This is a genomic window from Nonomuraea sp. NPDC048826 (genome assembly GCF_043198225.1).
Lineage (GTDB): Bacteria > Actinomycetota > Actinomycetes > Streptosporangiales > Streptosporangiaceae > Nonomuraea.
Window position 1 is genome coordinate 149,628 of record NZ_JBICUQ010000005.1, and the last position, 21,907, is coordinate 171,534.

Genomic DNA, 21,907 nt, shown 5'->3' on the forward strand with positions numbered 1-21,907 from the left:
GGGGTATGAGCGAGCACCTCGGTCCCTACCAGCTGCTCTCCCGGCTGGGAGCGGGCGGGTTCGGCGAAGTGCACCTGGCCCTCGACCCGGAGGGCCGCACGGTCGCGGTCAAGGTGCTCCACCCGCACGTCGCGGCCGACTCGGTGGCGCTGGCCCGGCTGGCCCGCGAGGTCGAGACCATGCGGCGGGTGGGCGGCCCCAACGTCGCCGAGGTGCTCGACGCCTCGCTCGACGTCGACCGGCCCTACCTGGTCACCCGCTACGTGCAGGGCAAGCCGCTCAGCGCGGTGCCCGTGCCGGTGCCCGACGCCGACCTGCGGCTGCTGGCCGCGGGGCTGGCCGACGCGCTGCTGGCCATGCACGACGCGGGCGTCGTGCACCGCGATCTCAAGCCCGCCAACGTGATGATGAGCGAGGGCCGGCCGGTCGTCATCGACTTCGGCATCGCGCACGCGCTCGACTCGCTGTCCGTCACCGCCTCGGGCGCGGTGGTGGGCACCCCGGGCTATTTAGCTCCCGAAGTGCTGGAGGGCAAGGAGGCGGGCCCGGCGGCCGACGTCTTCTCCTTCGGCGCCACGCTGGCCTACGCCGCCACCGGGCGTCACCCGTACGGCACGGGGCCCGCGTCGGCGGTCGCCTACCGCGTCGTCCACCACGAGCCCGACCTCGACGGCGCGCCCGGCTGGCTGGAGCCGCTGCTGGCCCAGTGCCTCGCCACCGACCCGGCGGCGCGGCCGGTGGCCGCGGACATCTGCGCGCGGCTGGGGGTGGAGGCGCCTCCGCGGCCGCGCCGCCTGTCCCGGCTCTCGGCGGGTACGGGGCGCGGTTCCGGCCGTGATGTCCACCACATGGAGACGCGTGCCTGGCAGCCCGGCCGGGCGGGTCGGGAGCGTTCGCCGGAGGAGCTCAGGGCGCGGCACCGGGAGAAGGTGCGCAGGCGCTGGCTGGTCGGCTCGACGGTGTTCGTGGCGTTGCTGGCGGCCGCGGCGACCGAGCCGCTGCCGGAGGTGGCGCTGTTCCTGCTGGCGGCGTTCTCGCTGGCAGTGGTGGTGGACGCCGGGTTCGCGCTGTTCTCGCGCGGGCCGCTCACCAAGGTCAGGATCGTGGCCGACGCCCTGGGCGTCGCCGGGGCGATCGGGCTGTCGGTGGCGTTGAGCGCGTTCTTCAGCACCCCCGTGCTGGCCTTGTTCGCGGGCACGGCTCTGGTCCTCGGCCTGGTGTTCCTGTTCAGCGCCTGAGGCTGGGTGACCAGGGCCGCCATGAACGAGTGGAACAAAGCTCGGTAAGGTGGGGCAGGGGAGGGGCTGCGCGCGGATCAGCACGATTGCGCGTAAGCTACCCATGGGTAACATGGCGCCGGGACACCCGCTGTCACAGCACCCGTGGGGCCCTGGCAGTCTGGACTGGACATCCGGCGCCGACCGCTCGCGGCGGCGCACGCGAACATGGGAGGTCGGCCACCGGCCATGAACATTGTCGTCTGCGTGAAGCAGGTCCCCGACACGGCGACCGAGCGCAAGCTGCGGTCCGATGACAAGACCCTCGACCGCGACGCCGTCGACGGCGTGGTGAACGAGCTCGACGAGTACGCGGTCGAGGAGGCGCTCAAGCTCAAGGAGGCCCACGGCGGTGAGGTGACCGTCCTCACCATGGGCCCGGGCAAGGCCACCGAGACGATCCGCAAGGCCCTGGCCATGGGCGCCGACAAGGCGGTGCACCTGGTCGACGACGCGCTGCACGGCTCCGACGCGCTGGGCACCTCGCACGCCATGGCGCAGGCGCTGAAGAAGATCGGGTTCGACCTGGTCATCCTCGGCTCGGAGTCCACCGACGCGCGCACCGGCGTGCTGCCGGCGATGCTGGCCGAGCGCCTCGGCACGCCGCAGCTCACGCTGGCCAACAAGGTCGAGGTCGACGGCTCGGCCATCACGATCCAGCGGATCACCGACTACGGCTTCGACCGGGTCGAGGCCTCGCTGCCCGCCGTCGTGTCCGTGGTCGAGAAGATCAACGAGCCGCGCTACCCGTCCTTCAAGGGCATCATGGCGGCCAAGAAGAAGCCGGTTCAGACCCTGGGCGTGGCCGACGCCGAGATCGACGTCGCCCAGGTGGGTCTCGACTCCGCCTGGTCGCAGGTCGTCGACTTCGCCCCGGCCCCGCCGCGTGCCGCCGGCACGGTCGTCAAGGACGAGGGCGACGGCGGCGCCAAGGTCGCCGAGTTCCTCGCGTCCAAGAAGTTCATCTGAGAACGGGGGTTTTACTGATATGTCGGAGATTCTCGTTCTCGTCGAGCAGGTCGACGGCGAGGTCAAGAAGGTCACGCTGGAGCTGCTGACCCTCGCCCGCAGGCTCGGCACGCCCGCCGCCGTCTGGGCCGGCCCCGGCTACACCCCGGAGGCCAAGGCCAAGCTGGCCGAGTACGGCGCCGAGAAGATCTACGTGGCCGGCTCCGAGGAGATCACGGACTACGTGGTCGCGCCCAAGGCCGAGCTGCTCGCCCAGCTCGTGGCCGACAAGTCGGCCGCGGCCGTGCTGGTCGCCGCCACGGCCGAGGGCAAGGAGGTCGCCGGACGGCTCGCGGTCAAGACCGACTCCGGCGTCATCACCGACGCCGTGGGCCTCGGCGAGGGCTTCGTGGCCGAGCAGTCCATCTTCGGCGGTGGCGTGAACGTCCAGTCGAAGGTGAGCAGGGGCACCCCGATCGTGGCCGTGCGGCCCAACTCGACGGCCCCCGAGGCCACCGCCGGCGCCGGCGCCGAGGAGGAGGTGTCGGTCTCGCTGTCCGACGCCGCCAAGTCCGCCCGCGTCGTCGAGCGCGTCAAGCAGGAGAAGGGCGCCCGCCCCGAGCTGACCGAGGCCGCGATCGTGGTCTCCGGCGGCCGCGGCGTGGGCTCGGCCGAGAACTTCTCGGTCATCGAGGGCCTGGCCGACGCGCTGGGCGCGGCCGTGGGCGCCTCGCGTGCCGCCACGGACGCCGGGTGGTACCCGCACCAGTTCCAGGTGGGTCAGACCGGCAAGACCGTGTCGCCGCAGCTCTACATCGCGGCGGGCATCTCCGGCGCCATCCAGCACCGGGCCGGCATGCAGACCGCCAAGACCATCGTGGCGATCAACAAGGACCCGGAGGCGCCGATCTTCGAGCTGGCCGACTACGGCATCGTGGGTGACCTGCACCAGGTCGTCCCGCAGCTCACCGAAGAGGTCGACAAGCGCAAGTAGTCAGTCGCGAGAAACGGCGCCGCACTTCCCGTGCGGCGCCGTCGCGCGTTCTCAGGTGGCCCGGCGGGCATCCATCGCCTCGCGGAGCCGGGCGGCCAGGTCCTCGGCCTGGTCGCGGCTCCACGGGATCAGGCCGTTCTCCGACATCAGCGCGTGGAACTGCTGCTCCCGGTACGGGGTGCCGGGCGGCAGCGGCACCACGTGCCAGTGCAGGTGGGCGTTGCCCTGCTGACTGCCGAGCGAGAGCACGTAGGTGCGCTCGGACGGCACCACCGACTCCACCGCCAGCGCCACCGCGCGCACCACGCCCATCAGCGCCAGGTACGCCTCCTCGTCCAGGTCACGCACCACGTGCTCGACATGCGCCTTCGGGCTGACCAGCACGTACCCGGGCACGGTCGGGTAGGTGGAGAGGAACGCCAGGTGGCGCTCGTCCTCGTAGAAGACCTGCTCGTGCTCGTAGGCCGGGTCACCCGCGACGATGGCGCAGATGAAACAGGGGATGGACCGGACGCGGGCCTCGTAGGCGGCCACGTCGAAGGGGACGTTCCTCTCCGTCGTCATGATCCCGATCATGACGGTCCGGGCGTCAGGCGGCCACCGGCTGCTTCTCGCGGGAGACCGGCAGGGGAGTGACCGCCGCGGGCTCCTCGCGCGGGAGCAGGCGTGCCGCGCCCGCGATCAGCAGGCCCAGCACGACGGCCAGGCCGAGCGCGGTGCGGAGCGAGGTCGCGTCCGACAGGAAGCCGATCGCCACCGGCCCGAGCAGCAGGCCCGCGTACCCCATGGCGCCCGCCTGGGCGATCGCCGGGCCGGGGGTGGAGGTGGCGGTGCCGGCCAGCGAGAGCGTCATCGGCGAGATCGTCGCCACGCCGAGGCCCACGAAGAACACCGCGACCAGCGCCACCACCGGCGCGGGCGCGGCCAGCACCACGCCGAAGAAGGCGGCCGTGGCCAGGCCGGCGGTCGTCAGCATGCCCCGTACCCCGAACCGTGAGCGCAGCCGGTCACCGGTCAGCCGGCCGATCAGCATGCCCGCCTCGAAGATCGGGTAGCCCAGCGCGGCCAGCGCCTCCGGCGCCTTCATGGTGTCGCGCATGTAGAGGCCGTTCCAGTCGGCGACCACGCCCTCGACCATGAAGGCGAAGAACGCCAGCGCGCCCAGCAGGTAGACGACCGGCGGCAGGCGGCGGCGCGGCCCCTTGGCGACCTCGGGCTCGGGGACGTCCGGCAGGTAGGCGCGGCCGAGGACCAGCAGCACCGGCAGGGACACCAGGCTGACCAGCACCAGGTTGGCGGTGAACGACAGCCCGAGCGCGATCGACAGGCTGCCCGCGCCGCCGGCGGTCATGGCGCCGACGCACCAGCCGGCGTGCATGCCGTTCATCAGCGGCCGCCCGTAGGCGCGCTCGACGGTGGAGCCCTGGGCGTTCATCGCGATGTCGAACAGGCCGAACGCCATGCCGAAAATCGTGGACGCGGCCAGCAGCGCGGGGACGTTCGGCATGAAGCCCACCGCGACCAAGGAGAGCGCGGTCAGCGGGCCGCCGAAGCGCAGCACGGTGCGGCTGCCGGTGCGGGCCATCACCCGGCGCATCGCCTGCATGCTCACCAGCGCGCCCAGACCCCAGGCGAGCAGCACGGCGCCGATCTCGGCCTCGGACAGGCCGAGCTTGTCGGACAGCGCCGGGATGCGCACGGTCATGGTGCCGACCATCAGGCCGGCGAGGGCGAAGGTGAGGACGGCGCCGTAGCGGGCGATCCTCAAGTCACGGTTCATCTGGGCATACCTCGCAAAGCTCTATAAATCAGCAGAAGTAGGACCCAGCCGTAGCCGGGCCTTGAAGGAGTCACGGGGGGTGGGGGTGATGAGAACGCGCCGGGCGGTGACGGAGCGCGCCAAGGGGGCAGGCCGCGGCCTCGGGCCGGGCAGGGGCGCACGCCGGGACCGTGGCGTCTCCTGAGGGAGGCGTCCTACCGGGTCGGCTCTGAAGCGGACGGGCCCGCCGGGCGGGCGTCCAGGGCGCGGGGCCTCATGAGGGGGGTTTCAGCAGGGCTCTCAGCCGCGCGTCGAGGGTGCGCAGGTCGTCGTCGCTGTTGAGCGCCGGGTCGTGGCTCGCCACGTCCCACAGACCCTCACAGGCCAGGCGTACGATCTGCGCCGCCACGCGGTCGGGCTCCTCGTCCAGGCCCTCGCGATGCCATCGGGCCATCGCCTCCCGCAGCGGGGCGAGCAGGTAGGTGTTGCCCGACGCGCCGGTGACGACGGCCCAGCGTCGCAGCTTGCCCGAGCGGACGGCGGCGAGCGTGGCGCCGAGGTAGCGCTCGGTGTAGGTGGCGTCCGGCTGGGCGGACACCAGGTCGTCGAACTCCTCGATCAGGCGCTCCACCATGGCCTTGATCAGGGCTTCCTTGGTGGAGAAGTGGTAGAGGAGCCCGCCCTTGCTCACGCCGGCCCGATCGGCCACCGCGGAGAGGGTGAGCGCGGTCGAACCGAGGTCGCTGAGCAGGTCTTCTGCCGCGTCCAACAGCTCGTCACGTCTCATGCGATCTACTGTACCGTCCGGACGGTACACGAGCAAGCGAGATACCCTTACCGGGTGAACAGACCGTCGGCCTATCTCGATCACGCGGCGACCACGCCCATGCTTCCGGAGGCCATCGAGGCCATGACGGAGCAACTAGGCCGGGTCGGCAACGCCTCCTCCCTCCATGCCACCGGGCGCGAGGCGCGCAGGGTGGTGGAGGAGTCGCGCGAGACCATCGCCGACGCGCTCGGCGCCCGGCCCAGCGAGGTCGTGTTCACCTCAGGCGGCACCGAAGCCGACAATCTCGCGATCAAGGGCATGTTCTGGGCGCGCCATCCGCGGAAGCGCGTCCTGCTCAGCTCGGTCGAGCACCACGCCGTCCTCGACCCGGCCCACTGGCTGGCCGACAGCCAGGGCGCCGAGGTCGAGCTGCTGGAGGTCGACCAGTTCGGCAGGGTCGCCCCCGACACGCTGCGCGCCGCCATCGAGCGTGACCCCGACGGCGTCGCCCTGGTCAGCGTCATGTGGGCCAACAACGAGGTCGGCACGATCCAGCCGGTCCACGTCCTGGCGGCCATCGCCCGCGACCACGGCATCCCGTTCCACACCGACTCGGTGCAGGCGATCGGCCAGCTTCCCGTGTCGTTCGCCGAGTCCGGGGCCGACGCGCTCACCGTGACCGGCCACAAGATCGGCGGCCCCATGGGCGTCGGCGCGCTGCTGCTGGCCCGCGGCGTGACCCCGGTGTCGGTGCAACACGGCGGCGGTCAGGAGCGCGACGTCCGCTCCGGCACCCTCGACGCGCCCGCCATCGCCGGGCTCGCCGCGGCGGTCCGCACCGCGGTCAAGGAGCAGGAGGCCCAGCACCGCCACCTGACGGCGCTCCGCGACGACCTCATCGCCCGCGTCCGCCAGGCCGTGCCCGGCGTGGTGCTCAACGGCGACCCCGACGACCGGCTGCCGGGCAACGCCCACTTCTCCTTCCCCGGCTGCGAGGGCGACGCGCTGCTCATGCTGCTCGACGCCAGGGGGGTGGAGTGCTCGACCGGCTCCGCCTGCTCGGCGGGGGTGGCGCAGCCGTCCCACGTGCTGCTGGCCATGGGGGCCGACGCGGCGGCGGCCCGGGGCTCCCTGCGGTTCTCCCTGGGCCACACCTCCACCCAGGACGACGTCGACCGCCTCATCGAGGTCCTCCCGGCAGCCGTCGAACGCGCCCGCCGCGCCGGCCTCAGCTGACGAGACCGGGGCGCGGCGGGTCAGGCCAGGAAGGCGGCGACCGCGCTCCAGGCGGGGTCGGCGGTGACGTCCACCCGGGCCTTGCCTTCCTCCCAGGTGGCGGCCAGCTCCTTGAGCGCGGGTGCGGCGCCGCTCTCCGGGGTGGCGTACACGTGCATGACGCGGCGGCGCTCGGCGCTCAGGTGGGCGGCCAGCACCGCCTCGTCGCCCAGCGCGCGCAGCCGCTCGTCCAGCCGCTCCTCGAACGCCTGCAACGCGGCCAGCGACCCGCCCTGGGGCAGACCGCCGCCGTCCTTCTCGCGGTACGGCAGGGTGACGGCGACATGCTGGTCGAGCAGCGGATGGTCGACGGGCCGCAGCGGATAGCGGGCGGCGGCCACCAGCGGCGCGCCGCCGGCCGTCCGGCCCTCCAGCGTGACCCACTGCCCGGTGTCGTAGTCGGCGGCCACGTCGGCCACCACCGCGGGCAGGTGGACGGCCGGCACGGCGTCGATCGGCGCCGCGGTGGCCGGGGTGATCTCGCCCACCCATCGGGCCACGTCGTCCTCGCCCAGCAGCCGGTCGAGCGCCAGCAGCGTGGCCTCCATCCGGGTCTGCTCGTCCAGCTCGCCGAAGACCGGGTGGTAGGCGGACACGTCCACGCGCAGCGCCCCGCGCGGCACCCGCAGCCCCAGCACCAGCTTGTCCAGCCCGAACGCGACCCCGCCCGCGTCGAGCGTCAGCTCACCAGGCAGGGCGCTCGCCTGGCGCGACGGGTGGAACTCCCACAGCAGGTCGGCCGGCGGCGCGGCGCGCGCCCAGCGATGCGCCAGCGGACGCAGCTCGGCGTCGCCCGCGGCCGTCACGACCAGCGCGTGCGCCGCGTTCCTGCCCGGGGCCAGCTCCCACACCAGGTCGGGGTGGACCGCCGCCACCGCGGGATCGAGCAGCTCGGCCGGCTTGCCGCTCTCCCCGGACGCCAGCGCCGCGTCGAGCTCCGGCCTGGCCTCCTGCCACCACCGCCAGAACCCCGCCACGCGCTCACCCGGGTCGGCGCCCTCGTCATCGTTCTTGCGCCCGAACAGTCGCATGGCTGAATACTCGCAGACCCGGCCCCCCGTCCGTGACCCGCGTGGTCATGTCCGCACGGGCTCGCCGGCCGTCCTGTCCGCGCGGGCACGTCCGTACGGACAGTACGCTGGAACGGTCATGGGACTGCGTGTGCTTGCCGCCATGTCGGGCGGCGTCGACTCCGCCGTGGCCGCCGCCCGGATCGCCGAGGCCGGTCACGACGTCACTGGTGTCCATCTCGCCCTGTCCGCCAACCCTCAATCCCACCGCACCGGCGCCAGGGGCTGCTGCACGGTCGAGGACTCGCGCGACGCCAGGCGGGCGGCCGACGTCATCGGCATCCCGTTCTACATCTGGGACATGGCCGAGCGGTTCCAGCGCGACGTGATCGAGGACTTCGTGGCCGAGTACGCGGCCGGCCGCACGCCCAACCCGTGCCTGCGGTGCAACGAGAAGATCAAGTTCTCCGCGGTGCTCGACCGGGCGCTGGCGCTCGGCTTCGACGCGGTCGCCACCGGCCACCACGCCAGGCTCGTCGACGGCGTGCTGTCCAGGAGCGCCGACCCGGCCAAGGACCAGTCGTACGTGCTCGGGGTGCTCACCCGCGAGCAGCTCGGCCACGCGATCTTCCCGCTGGGCGACTCCACCAAGACCGAGGTGCGGGCGGAGGCGGCCCGGCGCGGGCTGACCGTCGCCGACAAGCCCGACAGCCACGACATCTGCTTCATCGCCGACGGCGACACCCGCGGCTTCCTGGCCGAGCGGCTGGGCGCGGCCGAGGGGCCGATCGTCGACGAGTCGGGCGCGGTGGTCGGCAACCACCAGGGCGCCCACGGGTTCACCGTCGGCCAGCGCAAGGGCCTGCGCATCGACCGGCCCGCGCCCGACGGCAGGCCGCGCTACGTGCTGTCGATCGAGCCGGTGTCCAACACCGTCACGGTCGGGCCGCGCTCGGCGCTGGAGGTCACCCGCATCTCCTGTCTGCGCCCGGTCTGGAACGGCCCGCGCACCCGCGACGACCTCACCGTGCAGCTGCGCGCGCACGGCGAGGTCTACGGATGCGCGTTCGAGGAGCGCGACGGCGGCCTGGTCATCGAGCTCGACCGCCCGGCCACCGGCGTCGCGGCCGGCCAGGCGGCGGTGCTCTACTCGGGCCCGACGGTCATCGGGTCGGCCACGATCGCGTCGGCGGCCTAGAGCTCGATCGACTCGCCGACGGGGATGCGGCGGATGTCGGCCTTCTGCGCCTCCGCCTCCATCCGCAGCCAGTTGTCCACCAAGCTGAGCCCGATGTCGTTGAGCAGCCCGTCATGGGTGGAGAACGCCCGCGCGGGACGCACCGTACGGAGATACTCGACCATCTCCACCAGCTTCAGCCACGGCGCGTTGGTCGGCACCAGCAGCGTCTCCACCTCTGCGTCGGGCACCGTGAGCGCGTCACCCGGGTAGAACAGCCCGCCGTCGAGCATGAAGCCGACGTTCTGCACGATGGCCAGGTCGGGATGGTTCTTCCAGTGCCACTCGCCGAACACGTCCACCTGGAACCCGGCCGCCTGGAAATCGTCGCCGTGCCGTACCACGTTGACCTTCAGCGGCAGGTCGGCCAGCTCGGCGGCGACGGCCTCGCACGTCCACACCTCCAGGTCGGGTGAGGCGGCGGCGAGCCGGTCGACGTCCAGATGGTCGGGGTGCTGGTGGGTGATCAGCACCGCGTCGGCGCCGTCGAGCACCGGGTCACGGGTGAAGGTGCCGGGGTCGACGACCAGGACCTTGCCGTCCTTCTCCAGGCGTACGCACGCGTGACCGTACTTCGTGAGCTTCATCTCGCACAGCCTACGCTGGTGCCCATGCTGACGTGGGAAGCCACCGGGGTCGGGTCGCACCCGGGCGACGATCATCTTGAGGCGCTGCGGGTCGTGTTCGGGGAGGTGCCGGGGCTGCCCTACCTGCCGGAGCTGCCCGCGCGCGGCGTCGGCGCCGACCTGGTGGGGCGGACGGCGGGGCTGCTGGTCGACCTGCCCGTGGAGGTGCAGCCGTCCGGGTGGCGGCTGGCCGGGCGGCCGGGCCGCGACCACCGGCGCGCCGTCGACCATCTGCGGCGCGACCTCGACGGCCTGGAGGAGGTCGGCCACGGCTACGAGGGGCCGCTGAAGGTGCAGGTCTGCGGGCCGTGGACGCTGGCCGGCGCGATCGAGCTGCGCCACGGCGACAAGATCCTGTCCGACGCGGGCGCGGTGCGCGACCTGGCCGCCTCGCTCGCGCAGGGCGTCGCCGACCACTGCGCGGAGGTGCGGCGGCGGATGCCGGGCGTCACCGACCTCGTGCTCCAGCTCGACGAGCCAGGCCTGCCCGGCGTGCTGGCGGGCACCGTGCCGACCGCCTCGGGGTTCGGCAGGCTGGCCGCCGTGGAGGAGTGGCGGGTGGAGGAGTCGCTGAAGGCGTTCCCCGACGCGGTGGTCCACTGTTGCGCCCCGTCGGTGCCGTACGCGCTGCTGCGCCGGGCGGGCGTGCGGGCGGTGTCCGTGGACGCGTCGCTGATCAGGCGCAGGGACGAGGAGGAGATCGGCGAGCTGGCCGAGGCCGGCGTCGGGCTGTTCCTCGGCGTGGTGCCCGCGACCGACGCGCGGCTGCCCGGGTCCGCGGCCGTCGCCCGGCCCGCGCTGGAGCTGTGGCGGCGGCTCGGCTTCGCGCCGGAGGAACTGGCCGGGAAGGTCGTGCTCACGCCCGCCTGCGGGCTCGCCGGAGCCTCGCCCGGCTACGCCAGGGCGGCGCTCGCCGCCTGCCGGAAGGCCGCCCAGGTGGTCAAGGACGACCCCGCGCGCGACCTCCAGGTGTGAGGGCTCCCCGCGATACCGTTCTGCCAGGGGCCCGTAAGGAAGGAGACGCCGTGAGCGAGCTGAGCGAGCAAGGGGGCGCGCCGGCGGAGGCGCGGCAGCGGCACGCGGAGCTGAGCGAGCTGGTCGAGGACGCGCGTTACCGCTACTACGTGGAGGACGCGCCGACGGTCAGCGACGCGCAGTTCGACACCTGGTTCAACGAGCTGCTGGAGCTGGAGAAGACCCATCCGGAGCTGCAGACCCCCGACTCGCCCACGCAGAAGGTCGGCGCCCCGGTCTCGGGAGACTTCGTCAAGGTCCACCATCTGGCCCGGATGGAGAGCCTCGACAACGTCTTCGACGCCGAGGGCATGGCCGCCTGGCAGGCCAGGGCGGAGCGGCTGGCCGAAGGCGACCCCGGCCCCTACCTCTGCGAGCTGAAGATCGACGGGCTGGCCATCGCGCTGGTCTACCGCGACGGCCGGCTGGAGCGCGGCGCCACCCGCGGCGACGGGCGCGTCGGCGACGACGTGACCGCCAACGTCCGCACCATCAAGGGCATCCCGCACCGGCTCACCGGCGACGACATCCCCAGCCTGGTCGAGGTGCGCGGCGAGGTCTACATCCCGGTCGAGGACTTCAAGCTGCTCAACGAGCAGCTCGTCGAGGAGGGCAAGCCGCCGTTCGCCAACCCGCGCAACTCCGCCGCCGGCACGCTCAGGCAGAAGGACCCGCGCATCACCGCCAAGCGGCCGCTGCGCATGCTCGTCCACGGCGTCGGCGTCTGGGAGGGCGCGGCGGAGCCGCAGTCGCAGTCGCAGGTGTACGACCGGCTGCGCGAGTTCGGGCTGCCGGTGAGCGACCTCTACCGGGTGGTCGACGGCATCGACGAGGTCAACGCCTACATCGAGCACTACCGCGAGCACCGCCATGATCCGGCGTACGAGATCGACGGCGTGGTCGTGAAGGTCGACCGGTTCCGCGTGCAGCGCGAGCTGGGCTCCACCTCGCGGGCGCCGCGCTGGGCCATCGCCTACAAGTACCCGCCGCAGGAGGTCAACACCAAGCTGCTCGACATCCAGGTCGGCGTCGGACGCACCGGCCGGGTGACGCCGTTCGGCGTGATGGAGGCGGTGGTGGTGTCCGGCTCGACGGTGACCAGGGCGACGCTCCACAACGCCGCCGTGGTGGCCAAGAAAGGCGTGCTCGTCGGCGACACGGTGATCCTGCGCAAGGCCGGCGACGTCATCCCCGAGATCATCGGCCCGGTCGCGGCGCTGCGCGACGGCACCGAGCGGCCCTTCGTCATGCCCACCCACTGCCCGGAGTGCGGCACCGAGCTGGCCTACGAGCAGGAGGGCGACGCCGACCTGCGCTGCCCGAACGCCCGCGGCTGCCCGGCGCAGATCCGCGAGCGCCTCTACTTCGCCGCGCACCGCAACGCGCTCGACATCCGCGGCCTGGGTTACGTCGCCGCGACCGCGCTCAGCCAGCCGGTGCCGCCGCAGGAGCCAGTGGTGCGCACCGAGGCCGACCTGTTCGACCTCACGATCGACCGGCTGGTGCCGATCAGGTCGGTGGTCCGCGACCAGGAGTCCGGCCTGCCCAAGATCGACCCCAAGACCGGCGAGCAGAAGGTCGTCTCGCTGTTCTCCAACGCCGACGGCAACCCCAGCCAGGCCGCCCACCAGCTCATCGCCGAGCTCGACCGGGTCAAGCGGGAGGCGCCGCTCTGGCGGGTGCTGGTGGCGCTGTCGATCCGCCACGTCGGCCCGCCCACCGCCCAGAAGCTCGCGGCCGAGCTGCGCTCCATCGAGGCCGTGATGAACGCCACGGAGGAGGAGCTGGCCGCGGTCGAGGACATCGGCCCCCGGATGGCGGTCACCATCAGGGAGTGGTTCCAGGTCGACTGGCACCGTGAGATCGTCGAGCGGTGGCGGGCCGCGGGCGTCCGCATGGTGGAGGAGGCGTCGGCCGCCTCCGAGCTGCCCCAGACGCTCGCCGGGCTGACCTTCGTGGTCACCGGCACGCTCGCCGGGCACACCCGCGACGAGGCGGGCGCGGCGCTGGCCGCCAGGGGCGGCAAGGTGACCGGCTCGGTGTCGAAGAAGACCTCGTTCCTCATCGCCGGCGAGAACGCCGGGTCCAAGTACGACAAGGCGGTCAGCCTCAACATCCCCATCCTGACCGACGAGGGCTTCGCGGTGCTCCTGGAGCGCGGCCCGGAAGCGGCGGCCGAACTGGCGGTCACGCCCGAAGAGTGAGCCTCGGGAAGTTTCTGCGGATACACGGCGTTGACCAGGTAACTACAGAGGGTGGGTGCGGGCCGGGGAGGAGATGTGACGGAACGTACGCGCTTGGCTTCACGAAGTGGGTTATGGTCGTACCCTCCCATAGTGACCTGATGGGGGTTTCGTTAACGATGACTGACCCGACCGACACTCGCGACACCGGGCCGCGCGCCGGCACGCCTCTGTGGGCGTTCCTCGCGGGCGTCACCGTGACCGGCTTCACCGCGCTCCTGGTGAGCGTGCTGCGGCTGGACCTGGGCCCGCTGGCCGAGCTCGTCCGCACGCCCCTGTTCTGGGTGCTCGTCGTGCTGGTCATCCTGGGCGAGCTGCGGCCGGTCATGGTGTCCTCGGCCACCGCCGTGGGCGGCACGTACCCCTCGGCCATGTTCACCTTCGCGGCCCTGCTCCACTTCGGGCTGCCCGTGGCCGTGCTCCTGCAGGCCGCGGCCATCACCGTCAACGGCATCGTCACCCGCAGGTCCTGGCACCGGGTGATGTTCAACATCGCCCAGTCGGCGCTCGCGCTCACCGCCGCCGCCGTCGTGATCGGCGCGTTCGGCCACGCGCCCAGCCCCGCCGTGCCCTGGGTGCCGAGGGGCGACGACCTGCTCGCCATCGCGCTGTCCGGCGTGGCCTACTTCACCACCCGGGCCGCCCTCGTGTGCGGCGCGGTCGCGCTGCACGAGCGCCGGTCCATCCTGCGGGTGCTGCGCGCCTCGCTCGGCCCGCAGGCCCTGGTGTACGCCGGGCTGCTCGGGCTGGCCCCGCTGGTCGTCGTCGTGATGAACCACTCACCCGGGCTGGTGCCGCTCTTCGTGGCCCCGCTCGCGGCCGTCTACTTCACCGCCACGCTCTCCATGCGCCGCGACCACCAGGCGCTGCACGACGAGCTGACCGGGCTGCCCAACCGCAAGATGCTCATCGTCAGCACCGAGGAGGCGCTGGCCGAGGCCCGCCAGGACGAGCGGGTCGGCCTGTTCCTCATCGACCTCGACCGGTTCAAGGAGGTCAACGACACGATGGGCCATCCGGTCGGCGACCGGCTGCTGCAGCTCGTGGCCCACCGCCTCACCCACTCGGTGCGGCCGGGCGACGTGGTGGCGCGCCTCGGCGGCGACGAGTTCGCCGTGCTGCTGCCGTCCATCAGGGACGCGCACGCCGCCCGCGAGGTGGCCGCCCGGCTGCGGGCCGCGCTCACCGAGCCGGTGCGGCTCGAAGGCATGTCGTTCGACCTCGACGGCTCCGTCGGCATCGCCCTCTTCCCCGACCACGCGCCCGACTTCGAGCTGCTGCTCCAGCGCGCCGACGTGGCGATGTACCTCGCCAAGGAGGGCCGCACCGGCGTCGAGCTCTACCAGCCGGACAAGGACCGCAACTCGCCCGAGCGGCTCAACCTGCTCGGCGACCTGCGCCGCGCCCTCGACGGCCGCGACCTGCGCCTGCACTACCAGCCCAAGGTCGCCCTGGCCGGCGGCACGGTGTGCGGGGTCGAGGCACTGCTGCGCTGGCACCACCCGGTCCACGGCGCGATCGGGCCGTCCGACTTCATCCCGCTGGCCGAGCAGTCCTACCTGATGCGCCAGCTCACCGCCTACGTCGTCGACGAGGCCCTGGAGCAGGCCGCCCGCTGGTGGCACACCGGCCTGCGGGTGCAGATCTCGGTCAACATCTCCGCCCGCGACCTGCTCGGCAACGCCCTGCCCGAGCAGCTCGAAGCCGGCCTGGCCAGGCTCCGGCTGCCGCCGGCGGCCATCCAGCTGGAGGTCACCGAGCGCATCCTGACCGGCGAGCAGGCCTACACCCAGGAGACCATCAAGGCGCTGGCCGCGCTGGGCGTGCCGCTCGCGCTCGACGACTTCGGCACCGGCTACTCCTCGCTCATCCGGCTGCAGCGGCTGGCGGTCTCCGAGGTCAAGATCGACGCCTCCTTCGTGCGCCGCATGGCCGACTCGGCCGACGACGAGCGCATCGTCCGCTCCATCGTCGACCTGGTACGCTCGCTGGGCCTGCGCTCCGTGGCGGAGGGCGTCGAGTCCGAGGCGGTCGCCCTCCGCCTCGCCGAGATCGGCTGCGACCTGGGCCAGGGATGGTTGTTCTGCGAGCCGATGCCGGCCGCCGACGCCACCGCCTGGCTCCGCGAGCGGCTGCTTCCCGTCGAGGAGCTCGGCTACGACTTGCAGCCCGAGGTGACCCAGAGCGTCTGAGACGACGCGTGTTTCCAGGTGGTTAAGGGTTCTGAGGCGATCCGTCAAGGCCCCTAGGATGTGAGTGTCCCAACTCCATCCACGAAACGGGTTCAACGACTCATGTCCGCCATAACCCGCGACGAGGTCGCGCATCTGGCCCGGTTGTCCAGGCTGGCGCTCACCGACGACGAGCTCGACCACTACGCCACGCAGCTCGATGCCATCATCGAGTCGGTCGCGAAGGTGGCCGAGGTCGCCGCCGAGGACGTGCCGCCATCGTCGCACGCTCTGCCTCTGACCAACGTCTTCCGTCCCGACGAGGTGCGACAGTCCCTGACGCCCGAGCAGGCCCTTTCCGGGGCTCCCGCCGTCGAGGACGACCGCTTCCGGGTGCCGCGCATCCTCGGGGAGGAGGCATGAGCCTGATCCGCAAGACCGCCGCCGAGCTCGGCGCGATGATCGCCGCCCGCGAGGTGTCGGCGACCGAGGTGGCCGAGGCCCACCTCGACCGGATGACCGAGGTCGAGCCTCAGGTCAAGGCGTTCCTGCACGTCGACCGCGAGACCACGCTGGAGCAGGCGGGGGCCGTCGACGCCAGGCTGCGGGCGGGGGAGAAGCTCGGGCCGCTGGCCGGGGTGCCCATCGCCCACAAGGACATCTTCGCCACCCGCGACATGCCCACCACGGCCGCGTCCAAGATCCTCGAAGGCTGGCGCCCGCCCTACGACGCGACCGTCACCCGGCGGCTGCGCGAGGCCGGGATGGTCATCCTGGGCAAGACCAACCTCGACGAGTTCGCCATGGGCTCCTCCACGGAGAACTCGGCCTACCACGCCACCCACAACCCGTGGGACCTGACCCGGGTGCCCGGCGGCTCCTCCGGCGGCTCCAGCGCCGCCGTGGCCGCCTACGAGGCGCCGCTGGCGACCGGCACCGACACCGGCGGCTCGATCCGCCAGCCGGCCGCCGTCACCGGCATCGTCGGCATGAAGCCCACCTACGGCGGCTCGTCCCGCTACGGCCTCATCGCCTTCGCCAGCTCGCTCGACACCCCCGGCCCGTTCGCCCGCAACGTGCTCGACGCGGCGCTGCTGCACGAGGCGTTCTCCGGCCACGACCCGATGGACTCGACCTCCGTCGAAGCGCCGGTGCCGTCCGTGGTCGAGGCCGCCCGCCACGGCGACGTGTCCGGCATGCGCATCGGCGTGGTCAAGGAGTTCGCCGGGGGCGAGGGCGTCCAGCCCGGCGTGCTGGCGCGCTTCAACGAGACGGTCCAGCTGCTGGAGTCGCTCGGGGCCAAGGTCGTCGAGGTGTCCTGCCCGTCGTTCGCCACCGCCCTGCCGGCCTACTACCTGATCGCGCCGTCCGAGTGCTCGTCCAACCTGGCCCGCTTCGACGCGATGCGCTACGGCCTGCGCGTCGGCGACGACGGCACCCGCAGCGCCGAGGAGGTCATGGCGCTCACCCGGGCCGCCGGGTTCGGTCCTGAGGTCAAGCGGCGCATCATGCTCGGCACGTACGCGCTGTCGAGCGGCTACTACGACGCCTACTACGGGCAGGCGCAGAAGGTCCGCACGGTCATCTCGCGCGAGTTCGAGGCCGCCTACCACCAGGTCGACGTGCTCGTCTCGCCGACGACGCCGACGACGGCGTTCCCCATCGGCGAGCGCGCCGACGACCCGATGGCGATGTACCTCGCCGACCTCTACACCATCCCGTCCAACCTGACCGGCAACGCGGCCATCTCGGTGCCGTGCGGCCTGGCCGACGAGGACGGCCTGCCGGTGGGCCTGCAGATCATGGCCCCGGTCCTGGGCGACGACCGCTGCTACCGGGTCGGCGCCGCCGTGGAGCGGGCCCTGGAGAGCCGCTGGGGCGGCAGCCTGCTGGCCAAGGCCCCGGCGCTCTAGGAGAGGGGACGGCGGCGTGCTGACTCGGATCGAGATCGACGGGTTCAAGTCCTTCCTGGACTTCGGGCTCGACGTGCCGCCGTTCCTCGCCCTGGTCGGGCCGAACTCGAGCGGGAAGTCCAACCTGCTGGACGCGCTCGCGTTCGCCCGGGCGGCGATCCTGGCCGAGCGTCCCGGCTACTCGCCCGCGCTGGATCCGCTGCTGGAAGCCCGGCGGGGCAAACCCCAGGAGTTGTTCCACCAGCCGTCGGGGGAGCGCCCGGTCGCCGCGTTCACCATCGGGGTGCGGGCGGAGACCGGACCCGAGCGGTCGATCGGCGCCTCGGTCAAGGCGGTCCGCGATCCGGCCGAATGGTTCCTCGAGACCACGCCCGCGTCGGAGCGGCTGTGGTCGACGGAGGCCGCGTCCTGGCACTTCCACGTGCCGGAGCCGGCTGCGATGCGCAGACCGGTCACCGCCTTCGATCGCCGTCCCCTTGCCGAGAACGCCGGAAATCTGGCCGCGGTGCTCAGCCGCATGGACGCCACGGGTGAGCTGGACGACCTCATGGTGGACCTGTCCGCCCTGGTGCCGGACGTCACCGGGGTCCGGCCGGTGCTGGACGAGCGTCAGGAGGAGTGGTCGTTCGACATCCTGGTCGACCACGAGCCGGTGCCGGGCCGCCTGGCCTCCGATGGGACGCTGCGGGTGGTGGCGCTGCTGGCCGCTCTCTACGACCGGGCGTCCTCCGGGCTGCTCATGGTGGAGGAGATCGAGAACGGCCTCCACCCGAGCAGGCTGGGGGAGCTGCTGCAGCGGATCGCACGGCGGGTCGGGCGCACGGACGACACCTGGCGCCAGGTGATCCTGACCACGCACTCCCCGGTGGCGGTGTCGACCCTCTACCGGGCCCTGCCGGACGCGCTCGTCTTCCTCGACTCGGCCTGGCGTACCGGCGGTGGAGGTCCGCGCTCGCGGGTCACCGTGGCCAAGCCGGTGCGGAGTGAGGGCGAGCCGGGCACGTTCGTCTCCCCGAGGCAGGTCCGCACCTATCTCGGCACGGTGGGGGCGGCCTCATGAGCCGCCCGCTCGTCCCGGGTCTGGTCGCGGAGGGCGACACCGACGAGGTCTTCCTTGGCAGGGTGATCGCACGGCAGCTCCGCGCCCTCACGGACTTCGCCCCCCGCCCGGTCGACGTGCAGTCCGTGCAGTACGCGGGGTGCAGGATGACCAGGGACGACGGCCGGATCAATGAGGCGATCGCCGAGCTGGCCGCTGACTGCCACCTGATCTTCTTGCACAGTGACCATCGTGAGCGGGGCAAGGCCGATCGTCTGGCGGGCGGGCCAGTGGCGCGGCCGGTCGTCTCCCTCGTGCCGGTCAAGGAGACCGAAGCGTGGCTGCTGGCCGACCGCGCGGTGTGGGAGCGGGTGCCGGGTGCGGACACCGGTCCCCTGCCGCGCAAGCCCCGGGAGGCGGAGCGGCTTCCCGACCCGAAGGCCGTGCTGGACAAGGTGCTGGCCGGGGGTCGCCCACCGCCGGGTCGGCGAGCACTTCGCCTTCGCCGGCGACCACGTCGACCTGGCGGTGCTGGGCCGGCTGCCGGCCTACGAGGAGTGGGTCGAGGCGACGACGCGGATCCTGAGAAGCCAGAGCTTCCTCTGAGTAACCGTTGATATTTTCGAATGCGACGATCTGAACGAAGGACCTCATCATGACTGTCGAGACGGCGATGCCGTACGACGAGGCGCTCGAGCGCTTCGAGCCGGTGCTCGGGCTGGAGACGCACGTCGAGCTGGGCACGCACTCGAAGATGTTCTGCGGCTGCAAGACCACGTTCGGGGCGCCGCCCAACTCGCAGGTCTGCCCGACCTGTCTGGCGCTGCCGGGGTCGCTGCCCGTGGCGAACGCCATGGCGATCGAGTCGACGATCAGGATCGGTCTCGCGCTGAACTGCTCGATCGCCGAATGGTGCCGCTTCGCCCGGAAGAACTACTTCTATCCGGACATGCCGAAGAACTACCAGATCTCCCAGTACGACGAGCCGCTCTGCTTCGACGGCTACCTCGACGTCGAGGTCGGCGGCGAGACCGTGCGGATCGAGATCGAGCGGGTCCACCTGGAGGAGGACACCGGCAAGTCCACCCACATGGGCGGCGCCACCGGCCGCATCCACGGCGCCGACTACTCGATCGTCGACTACAACCGGGCCGGCATCCCGCTGGTCGAGATCGTCACCAAGCCGATCCCCGGCACCGACAGGCTCGCGCCCGAGGTGGCCAAGGCGTACGTGACCGAGCTGCGCGAGATCATGCGCTCGCTGGGCGTCTCCGACGTGCGCATGGAGGAGGGCTCGCTGCGCTGCGACGTCAACGTGTCGCTCATGCCCCGCGGCTCGTCCGAGTGGGGCACCCGTACCGAGACCAAGAACGTCAACTCGCTGCGCAGCGTCGAGCGCGCGGTGCGCGGCGAGATCGAGCGGCAGGCGGCGATCCTCGCCGACGGCGGCCGGATCGTGCAGGAGACCCGCCACTTCCACGAGGACACCGGCACCACCACGTCCGGACGGTCCAAGGAGGAGGCGCAGGACTACCGCTACTTCCCCGAACCCGACCTGGTGCCGATCGCGCCGGACCAGGAGTGGGTGGCGGAGCTGAAGGCGGCCCTGCCCGAGCTGCCGTCGGTCAAGCGCAAGCGGCTGCAGGCCGAGTGGGGCCTGTCCGATCTCGACATGCAGGCCATGCACAACGCCGACGCCATCGATCTGGTGGAGGCCACCGTCACCGCGGGCGCGCCCGCGGCCGACGCGCGCAAGTGGTGGATGGGCGAGCTGGCCCGTCGCGCCAACGAGAGCGGCCGGGCGCTGGCCGACCTGCCGATCACGCCGCGCCAGGTGGCCCGGGTGACAGAGCTGGTGGCCTCCGGCGCGCTCAACGACAAGCTGGCCCGTGAGGTGCTGGAGGGCGTGCTCGACGGCGAGGGCGCCCCCGACGAGGTGGTCGACAAGCGCGGCCTGAAGATCGTCAGCGACGAGGGCGAGCTGTCGGCGATGATCGACGAGGTGCTGGCGAGCAACGCCGACGCCGCCGACAAGGTGCGCGCCGGCAAGATCGCCGCGGTCGGCGCGCTCGTGGGCGGCGTGATGAAGGCCAGCCGCGGCAAGGCCGACGCGGCCCGCGCCCGCCAGCTCATCCTGGAGAAGCTGGGCGTCTCCGAGTGAGTCCGGTGGCCCCGCCGCCTCTGCCGGGGGCGGCGGGGCCTAGGACGATCTCCGGGGCAGGACCTAGGACCGGCGCTGGATGCGGCCGGTCGGCGGCGAAACTAGGTTCGTCGTCGTGACGAAGACATCCGCATTGACGGCTGGCCTGGTGGCGACGGTGTCGCTGGTGGCCTTCGAGTACGTGGCGGTCGCGGTCGCGATGCCGGTGGTGGCGAGCGAACTGGGCGGCCGCGAGTTGTACGGGCTGGCGTTCAGCAGCGCGCTGGCCGCCGGGGTGGTGGGCACGGTCCTCGGCGGCCGCTGGGCCGACCTGCGCGGGCCGCTGGCGCCGCTGTGGGCGGGCGTGGCCGCGTTCATCGGCGGGCTGACCCTGGCCGGGCTGGCCCCGATCATGGAAGTGCTGATCGCCGGGCGGCTGGTCCAGGGCTTCGGCGGGGCGCTGGTGAGCGTGGCGCTGTACGTGGTGGTGGCCAGGGTCTATCCCGAGGAGCTGCATCCACGGGTGTTCTCCCTGTTCGCGACGGCGTGGGTGGTCCCGTCCATGGCGGGCCCCGCGGTCGTCGGGCTGATCGTGGAGACCGTGGGGTGGCGCTGGGTGTTCCTGTCGGTGCCGTTCCTCACCGTGGCGGCCGGGCTGGTGCTGCTGCGCGGGCTGGCGGGGCAGCCGGTCCGGGGCGGGCACGGCACGCCGACGCCGGGGCTCCTGGCCAAGTTCACCTGGGCGGCGGTGACGGCCGTGGCCGCGGTCCTCATGCAGTACGGAAGCGACGGCCGGTTCCCGATGCTGGCCGTCGGGCTGGTGCTGCTGCTGGTGGCGCTGCCCAGGCTGCTGCCCGCCGGGACGCTCAAGGCGGCCAGGGGGCTGCCCGCGGTGGTGGGGCTGCGCGGGCTGGCGGCCGGGGCCTTCTTCGCGGCCGAGGTGATGGTGCCGTTCCTGCTGCACGAAGAGCGCGGCATGTCGGTGTTCACCGCCGGCATCGCGCTCACCGGTGGCGCGCTGACCTGGTCGTTCGCCTCCTGGCTGCAGGGGCGAGAGGTGTTCCGGCGGAGCACGAACCTGTGGCTGGGCACGGTCTCGCTGTCGGCCGGCATCCTGCTGATGGGGGCGGTGGCGTTCCCCGGGGTGCCGTTGGCGCTGGCCTACCCGTCGTGGATCGCGGCCGGCTTCGGGATGGGCCTGATCTACCCGACGCTGTCAGTGCTCACGCTGGAGCTGTCGGCCCCCGCCGAGCAGGGCGCGAACAGCGCGGCCCTGCAGCTCGGCGAGTCGGTGCTCTCGGTGGTGGCGGTGGCCGTCACGGCGGCGCTGTTCACCGCGTCGGGCTCGGCCTACTGGACGGTGTTCGCCGCGGCCCTGGTCATGGCGGCGGCGGGGCTGCTGGTCGTGCCCCGCGCCGTTTCTTCCCCGGCCCCCGTCGGGGAAGGACGGCCCGCCGTCACGGTGGCCTGACCGGCGTGGCCCCGGCGGGTG

The 21,907-nt window shown here is 72.5% G+C and carries 19 protein-coding genes; 14 read left to right on the top strand and 5 right to left on the bottom strand.

All coding sequences use genetic code 11. The features are described 5' to 3' along the window. Positions 1-5: 5 nt before the first annotated feature. From ACGFI7_RS19030 to ACGFI7_RS19040, 3 genes are all read left to right on the top strand, one after another. Positions 6-1,238 carry a serine/threonine-protein kinase gene (locus ACGFI7_RS19030; protein ID WP_393405974.1) on the top strand — a complete coding sequence of 411 codons (1,233 nt, stop codon included), beginning with the start codon at positions 6-8 and terminating at the stop codon, positions 1,236-1,238. 228 nt (positions 1,239-1,466) lie between these two features. Beyond that, a complete protein-coding gene (locus ACGFI7_RS19035) occupies positions 1,467-2,246 on the top strand; it encodes an electron transfer flavoprotein subunit beta/FixA family protein (RefSeq protein ID WP_393405976.1) in 780 nt (259 codons plus the stop codon). A gap of 19 nt (positions 2,247-2,265) precedes the next feature. Next, positions 2,266-3,219, top strand: a complete 954-nt coding sequence (locus ACGFI7_RS19040; protein ID WP_393405978.1) for an electron transfer flavoprotein subunit alpha/FixB family protein — start codon at positions 2,266-2,268, stop codon at positions 3,217-3,219. Between the two features lie 51 nt (positions 3,220-3,270). Here ACGFI7_RS19040 and ACGFI7_RS19045 read toward each other — a convergent pair whose 3' ends face one another. The 3 genes from ACGFI7_RS19045 to ACGFI7_RS19055 all read right to left on the bottom strand — a co-directional run bounded on the left by ACGFI7_RS19045 (position 3,271) and on the right by ACGFI7_RS19055 (position 5,765). Next, complete coding sequence (locus tag ACGFI7_RS19045; RefSeq protein WP_393405980.1) at positions 3,271-3,783, bottom strand: HIT family protein; 513 nt, start codon at positions 3,781-3,783, stop codon at positions 3,271-3,273. A gap of 25 nt (positions 3,784-3,808) precedes the next feature. Then, positions 3,809-4,999 (bottom strand): MFS transporter, encoded by a 1,191-nt coding sequence (locus ACGFI7_RS19050; protein ID WP_393405982.1) that lies wholly within the window; start codon positions 4,997-4,999, stop codon positions 3,809-3,811. A gap of 253 nt (positions 5,000-5,252) precedes the next feature. Continuing rightward, a complete protein-coding gene (locus tag ACGFI7_RS19055) occupies positions 5,253-5,765 on the bottom strand; it encodes a TetR/AcrR family transcriptional regulator (RefSeq protein WP_393405984.1) in 513 nt (170 codons plus the stop codon). Positions 5,766-5,819: 54 nt separating this feature from the next. On the opposite strand from ACGFI7_RS19055, the gene ACGFI7_RS19060 reads away from it, so the two are divergent. After that, positions 5,820-6,983 (top strand): cysteine desulfurase family protein, encoded by a 1,164-nt coding sequence (locus ACGFI7_RS19060; RefSeq protein WP_393405986.1) that lies wholly within the window; start codon positions 5,820-5,822, stop codon positions 6,981-6,983. 20 nt (positions 6,984-7,003) lie between these two features. On the opposite strand, the gene ACGFI7_RS19065 is transcribed toward ACGFI7_RS19060, so the two are convergent. Then, the gene (locus ACGFI7_RS19065; RefSeq protein WP_393405988.1) at positions 7,004-8,053 is read right to left on the bottom strand and encodes a DUF695 domain-containing protein; all 1,050 of its coding nucleotides are present in this window, start codon (positions 8,051-8,053) and stop codon (positions 7,004-7,006) included. A 118-nt stretch (positions 8,054-8,171) separates the two neighbouring features. Between ACGFI7_RS19065 and mnmA the strand changes: the two genes are divergently transcribed. Next, on the top strand, positions 8,172-9,230 hold the full coding sequence (gene mnmA / locus ACGFI7_RS19070) for a tRNA 2-thiouridine(34) synthase MnmA (RefSeq protein WP_393405990.1): 1,059 nt from the start codon (positions 8,172-8,174) through the stop codon (positions 9,228-9,230). Here mnmA and ACGFI7_RS19075 read toward each other — a convergent pair. Then, entirely contained in the window at positions 9,227-9,856 is a 630-nt protein-coding gene (locus tag ACGFI7_RS19075; protein ID WP_393405992.1) for an MBL fold metallo-hydrolase, read from the bottom strand. The genes mnmA and ACGFI7_RS19075 overlap by 4 nt on opposite strands. Before the next feature lie 24 nt (positions 9,857-9,880). Here ACGFI7_RS19075 and ACGFI7_RS19080 point away from each other — a divergent pair, with 24 nt between their 5' ends. The 9 genes from ACGFI7_RS19080 (at position 9,881) to ACGFI7_RS19120 (ending at position 21,886) form a co-directional block, all read left to right on the top strand. Beyond that, positions 9,881-10,870 carry a methionine synthase gene (locus tag ACGFI7_RS19080; RefSeq protein ID WP_393405994.1) on the top strand — a complete coding sequence of 330 codons (990 nt, stop codon included), beginning with the start codon at positions 9,881-9,883 and terminating at the stop codon, positions 10,868-10,870. A 50-nt stretch (positions 10,871-10,920) separates the two neighbouring features. Then, positions 10,921-13,113, top strand: a complete 2,193-nt coding sequence (gene ligA, locus ACGFI7_RS19085) for an NAD-dependent DNA ligase LigA (protein WP_393405996.1) — start codon at positions 10,921-10,923, stop codon at positions 13,111-13,113. Positions 13,114-13,271: 158 nt separating this feature from the next. Beyond that, positions 13,272-15,344: a putative bifunctional diguanylate cyclase/phosphodiesterase gene (locus ACGFI7_RS19090; protein ID WP_393405998.1), complete on the top strand. Its 2,073-nt coding sequence runs from the start codon at positions 13,272-13,274 to the stop codon at positions 15,342-15,344. Positions 15,345-15,446: 102 nt separating this feature from the next. Beyond that, a complete protein-coding gene (gene gatC / locus ACGFI7_RS19095; RefSeq protein WP_049556801.1) occupies positions 15,447-15,746 on the top strand; it encodes an Asp-tRNA(Asn)/Glu-tRNA(Gln) amidotransferase subunit GatC in 300 nt (99 codons plus the stop codon). Further along, the gene (gatA, locus tag ACGFI7_RS19100) at positions 15,743-17,236 is read left to right on the top strand and encodes an Asp-tRNA(Asn)/Glu-tRNA(Gln) amidotransferase subunit GatA (protein ID WP_393406000.1); all 1,494 of its coding nucleotides are present in this window, start codon (positions 15,743-15,745) and stop codon (positions 17,234-17,236) included. The genes gatC and gatA overlap by 4 nt, the downstream gene beginning before the upstream one ends. Positions 17,237-17,252: 16 nt before the next feature. Then, positions 17,253-18,296 carry an AAA family ATPase gene (locus tag ACGFI7_RS19105; RefSeq protein ID WP_393406002.1) on the top strand — a complete coding sequence of 348 codons (1,044 nt, stop codon included), beginning with the start codon at positions 17,253-17,255 and terminating at the stop codon, positions 18,294-18,296. Next, positions 18,293-18,892, top strand: coding sequence for a hypothetical protein (locus ACGFI7_RS19110; RefSeq protein ID WP_393406004.1), 600 nt, complete (start codon positions 18,293-18,295; stop codon positions 18,890-18,892). Before ACGFI7_RS19105 ends, ACGFI7_RS19110 begins: the two co-directional genes overlap by 4 nt. A gap of 38 nt (positions 18,893-18,930) precedes the next feature. After that, positions 18,931-20,436, top strand: coding sequence for an Asp-tRNA(Asn)/Glu-tRNA(Gln) amidotransferase subunit GatB (gene gatB, locus ACGFI7_RS19115; RefSeq protein ID WP_393406006.1), 1,506 nt, complete (start codon positions 18,931-18,933; stop codon positions 20,434-20,436). Between the two features lie 115 nt (positions 20,437-20,551). Beyond that, a complete protein-coding gene (locus ACGFI7_RS19120) occupies positions 20,552-21,886 on the top strand; it encodes an MFS transporter (protein ID WP_393406008.1) in 1,335 nt (444 codons plus the stop codon). Positions 21,887-21,907 lie beyond the last annotated feature (21 nt).

What these genes read in the sequence shown, in the direction of transcription:
- ACGFI7_RS19075 (WP_393405992.1), bottom strand. Translation starts at nt 9,856, where the DNA reads ATGAAGCTCACGAAGTACGGTCACGCGTGCGTACGCCTGGAGAAGGAC.
- ACGFI7_RS19090 (WP_393405998.1), top strand. Translation starts at nt 13,272, where the DNA reads ATGACTGACCCGACCGACACTCGCGACACCGGGCCGCGCGCCGGCACG.
- mnmA (WP_393405990.1), top strand. Translation starts at nt 8,172, where the DNA reads ATGGGACTGCGTGTGCTTGCCGCCATGTCGGGCGGCGTCGACTCCGCC.
- ACGFI7_RS19065 (WP_393405988.1), bottom strand. Translation starts at nt 8,053, where the DNA reads ATGCGACTGTTCGGGCGCAAGAACGATGACGAGGGCGCCGACCCGGGT.
- ACGFI7_RS19110 (WP_393406004.1), top strand. Translation starts at nt 18,293, where the DNA reads ATGAGCCGCCCGCTCGTCCCGGGTCTGGTCGCGGAGGGCGACACCGAC.
- ACGFI7_RS19045 (WP_393405980.1), bottom strand. Translation starts at nt 3,783, where the DNA reads ATGACGACGGAGAGGAACGTCCCCTTCGACGTGGCCGCCTACGAGGCC.
- gatA (WP_393406000.1), top strand. Translation starts at nt 15,743, where the DNA reads ATGAGCCTGATCCGCAAGACCGCCGCCGAGCTCGGCGCGATGATCGCC.
- ACGFI7_RS19050 (WP_393405982.1), bottom strand. Translation starts at nt 4,999, where the DNA reads ATGAACCGTGACTTGAGGATCGCCCGCTACGGCGCCGTCCTCACCTTC.
- ACGFI7_RS19030 (WP_393405974.1), top strand. Translation starts at nt 6, where the DNA reads ATGAGCGAGCACCTCGGTCCCTACCAGCTGCTCTCCCGGCTGGGAGCG.
- gatB (WP_393406006.1), top strand. Translation starts at nt 18,931, where the DNA reads ATGACTGTCGAGACGGCGATGCCGTACGACGAGGCGCTCGAGCGCTTC.
- gatC (WP_049556801.1), top strand. Translation starts at nt 15,447, where the DNA reads ATGTCCGCCATAACCCGCGACGAGGTCGCGCATCTGGCCCGGTTGTCC.
- ACGFI7_RS19080 (WP_393405994.1), top strand. Translation starts at nt 9,881, where the DNA reads ATGCTGACGTGGGAAGCCACCGGGGTCGGGTCGCACCCGGGCGACGAT.
- ACGFI7_RS19035 (WP_393405976.1), top strand. Translation starts at nt 1,467, where the DNA reads ATGAACATTGTCGTCTGCGTGAAGCAGGTCCCCGACACGGCGACCGAG.
- ACGFI7_RS19040 (WP_393405978.1), top strand. Translation starts at nt 2,266, where the DNA reads ATGTCGGAGATTCTCGTTCTCGTCGAGCAGGTCGACGGCGAGGTCAAG.
- ACGFI7_RS19055 (WP_393405984.1), bottom strand. Translation starts at nt 5,765, where the DNA reads ATGAGACGTGACGAGCTGTTGGACGCGGCAGAAGACCTGCTCAGCGAC.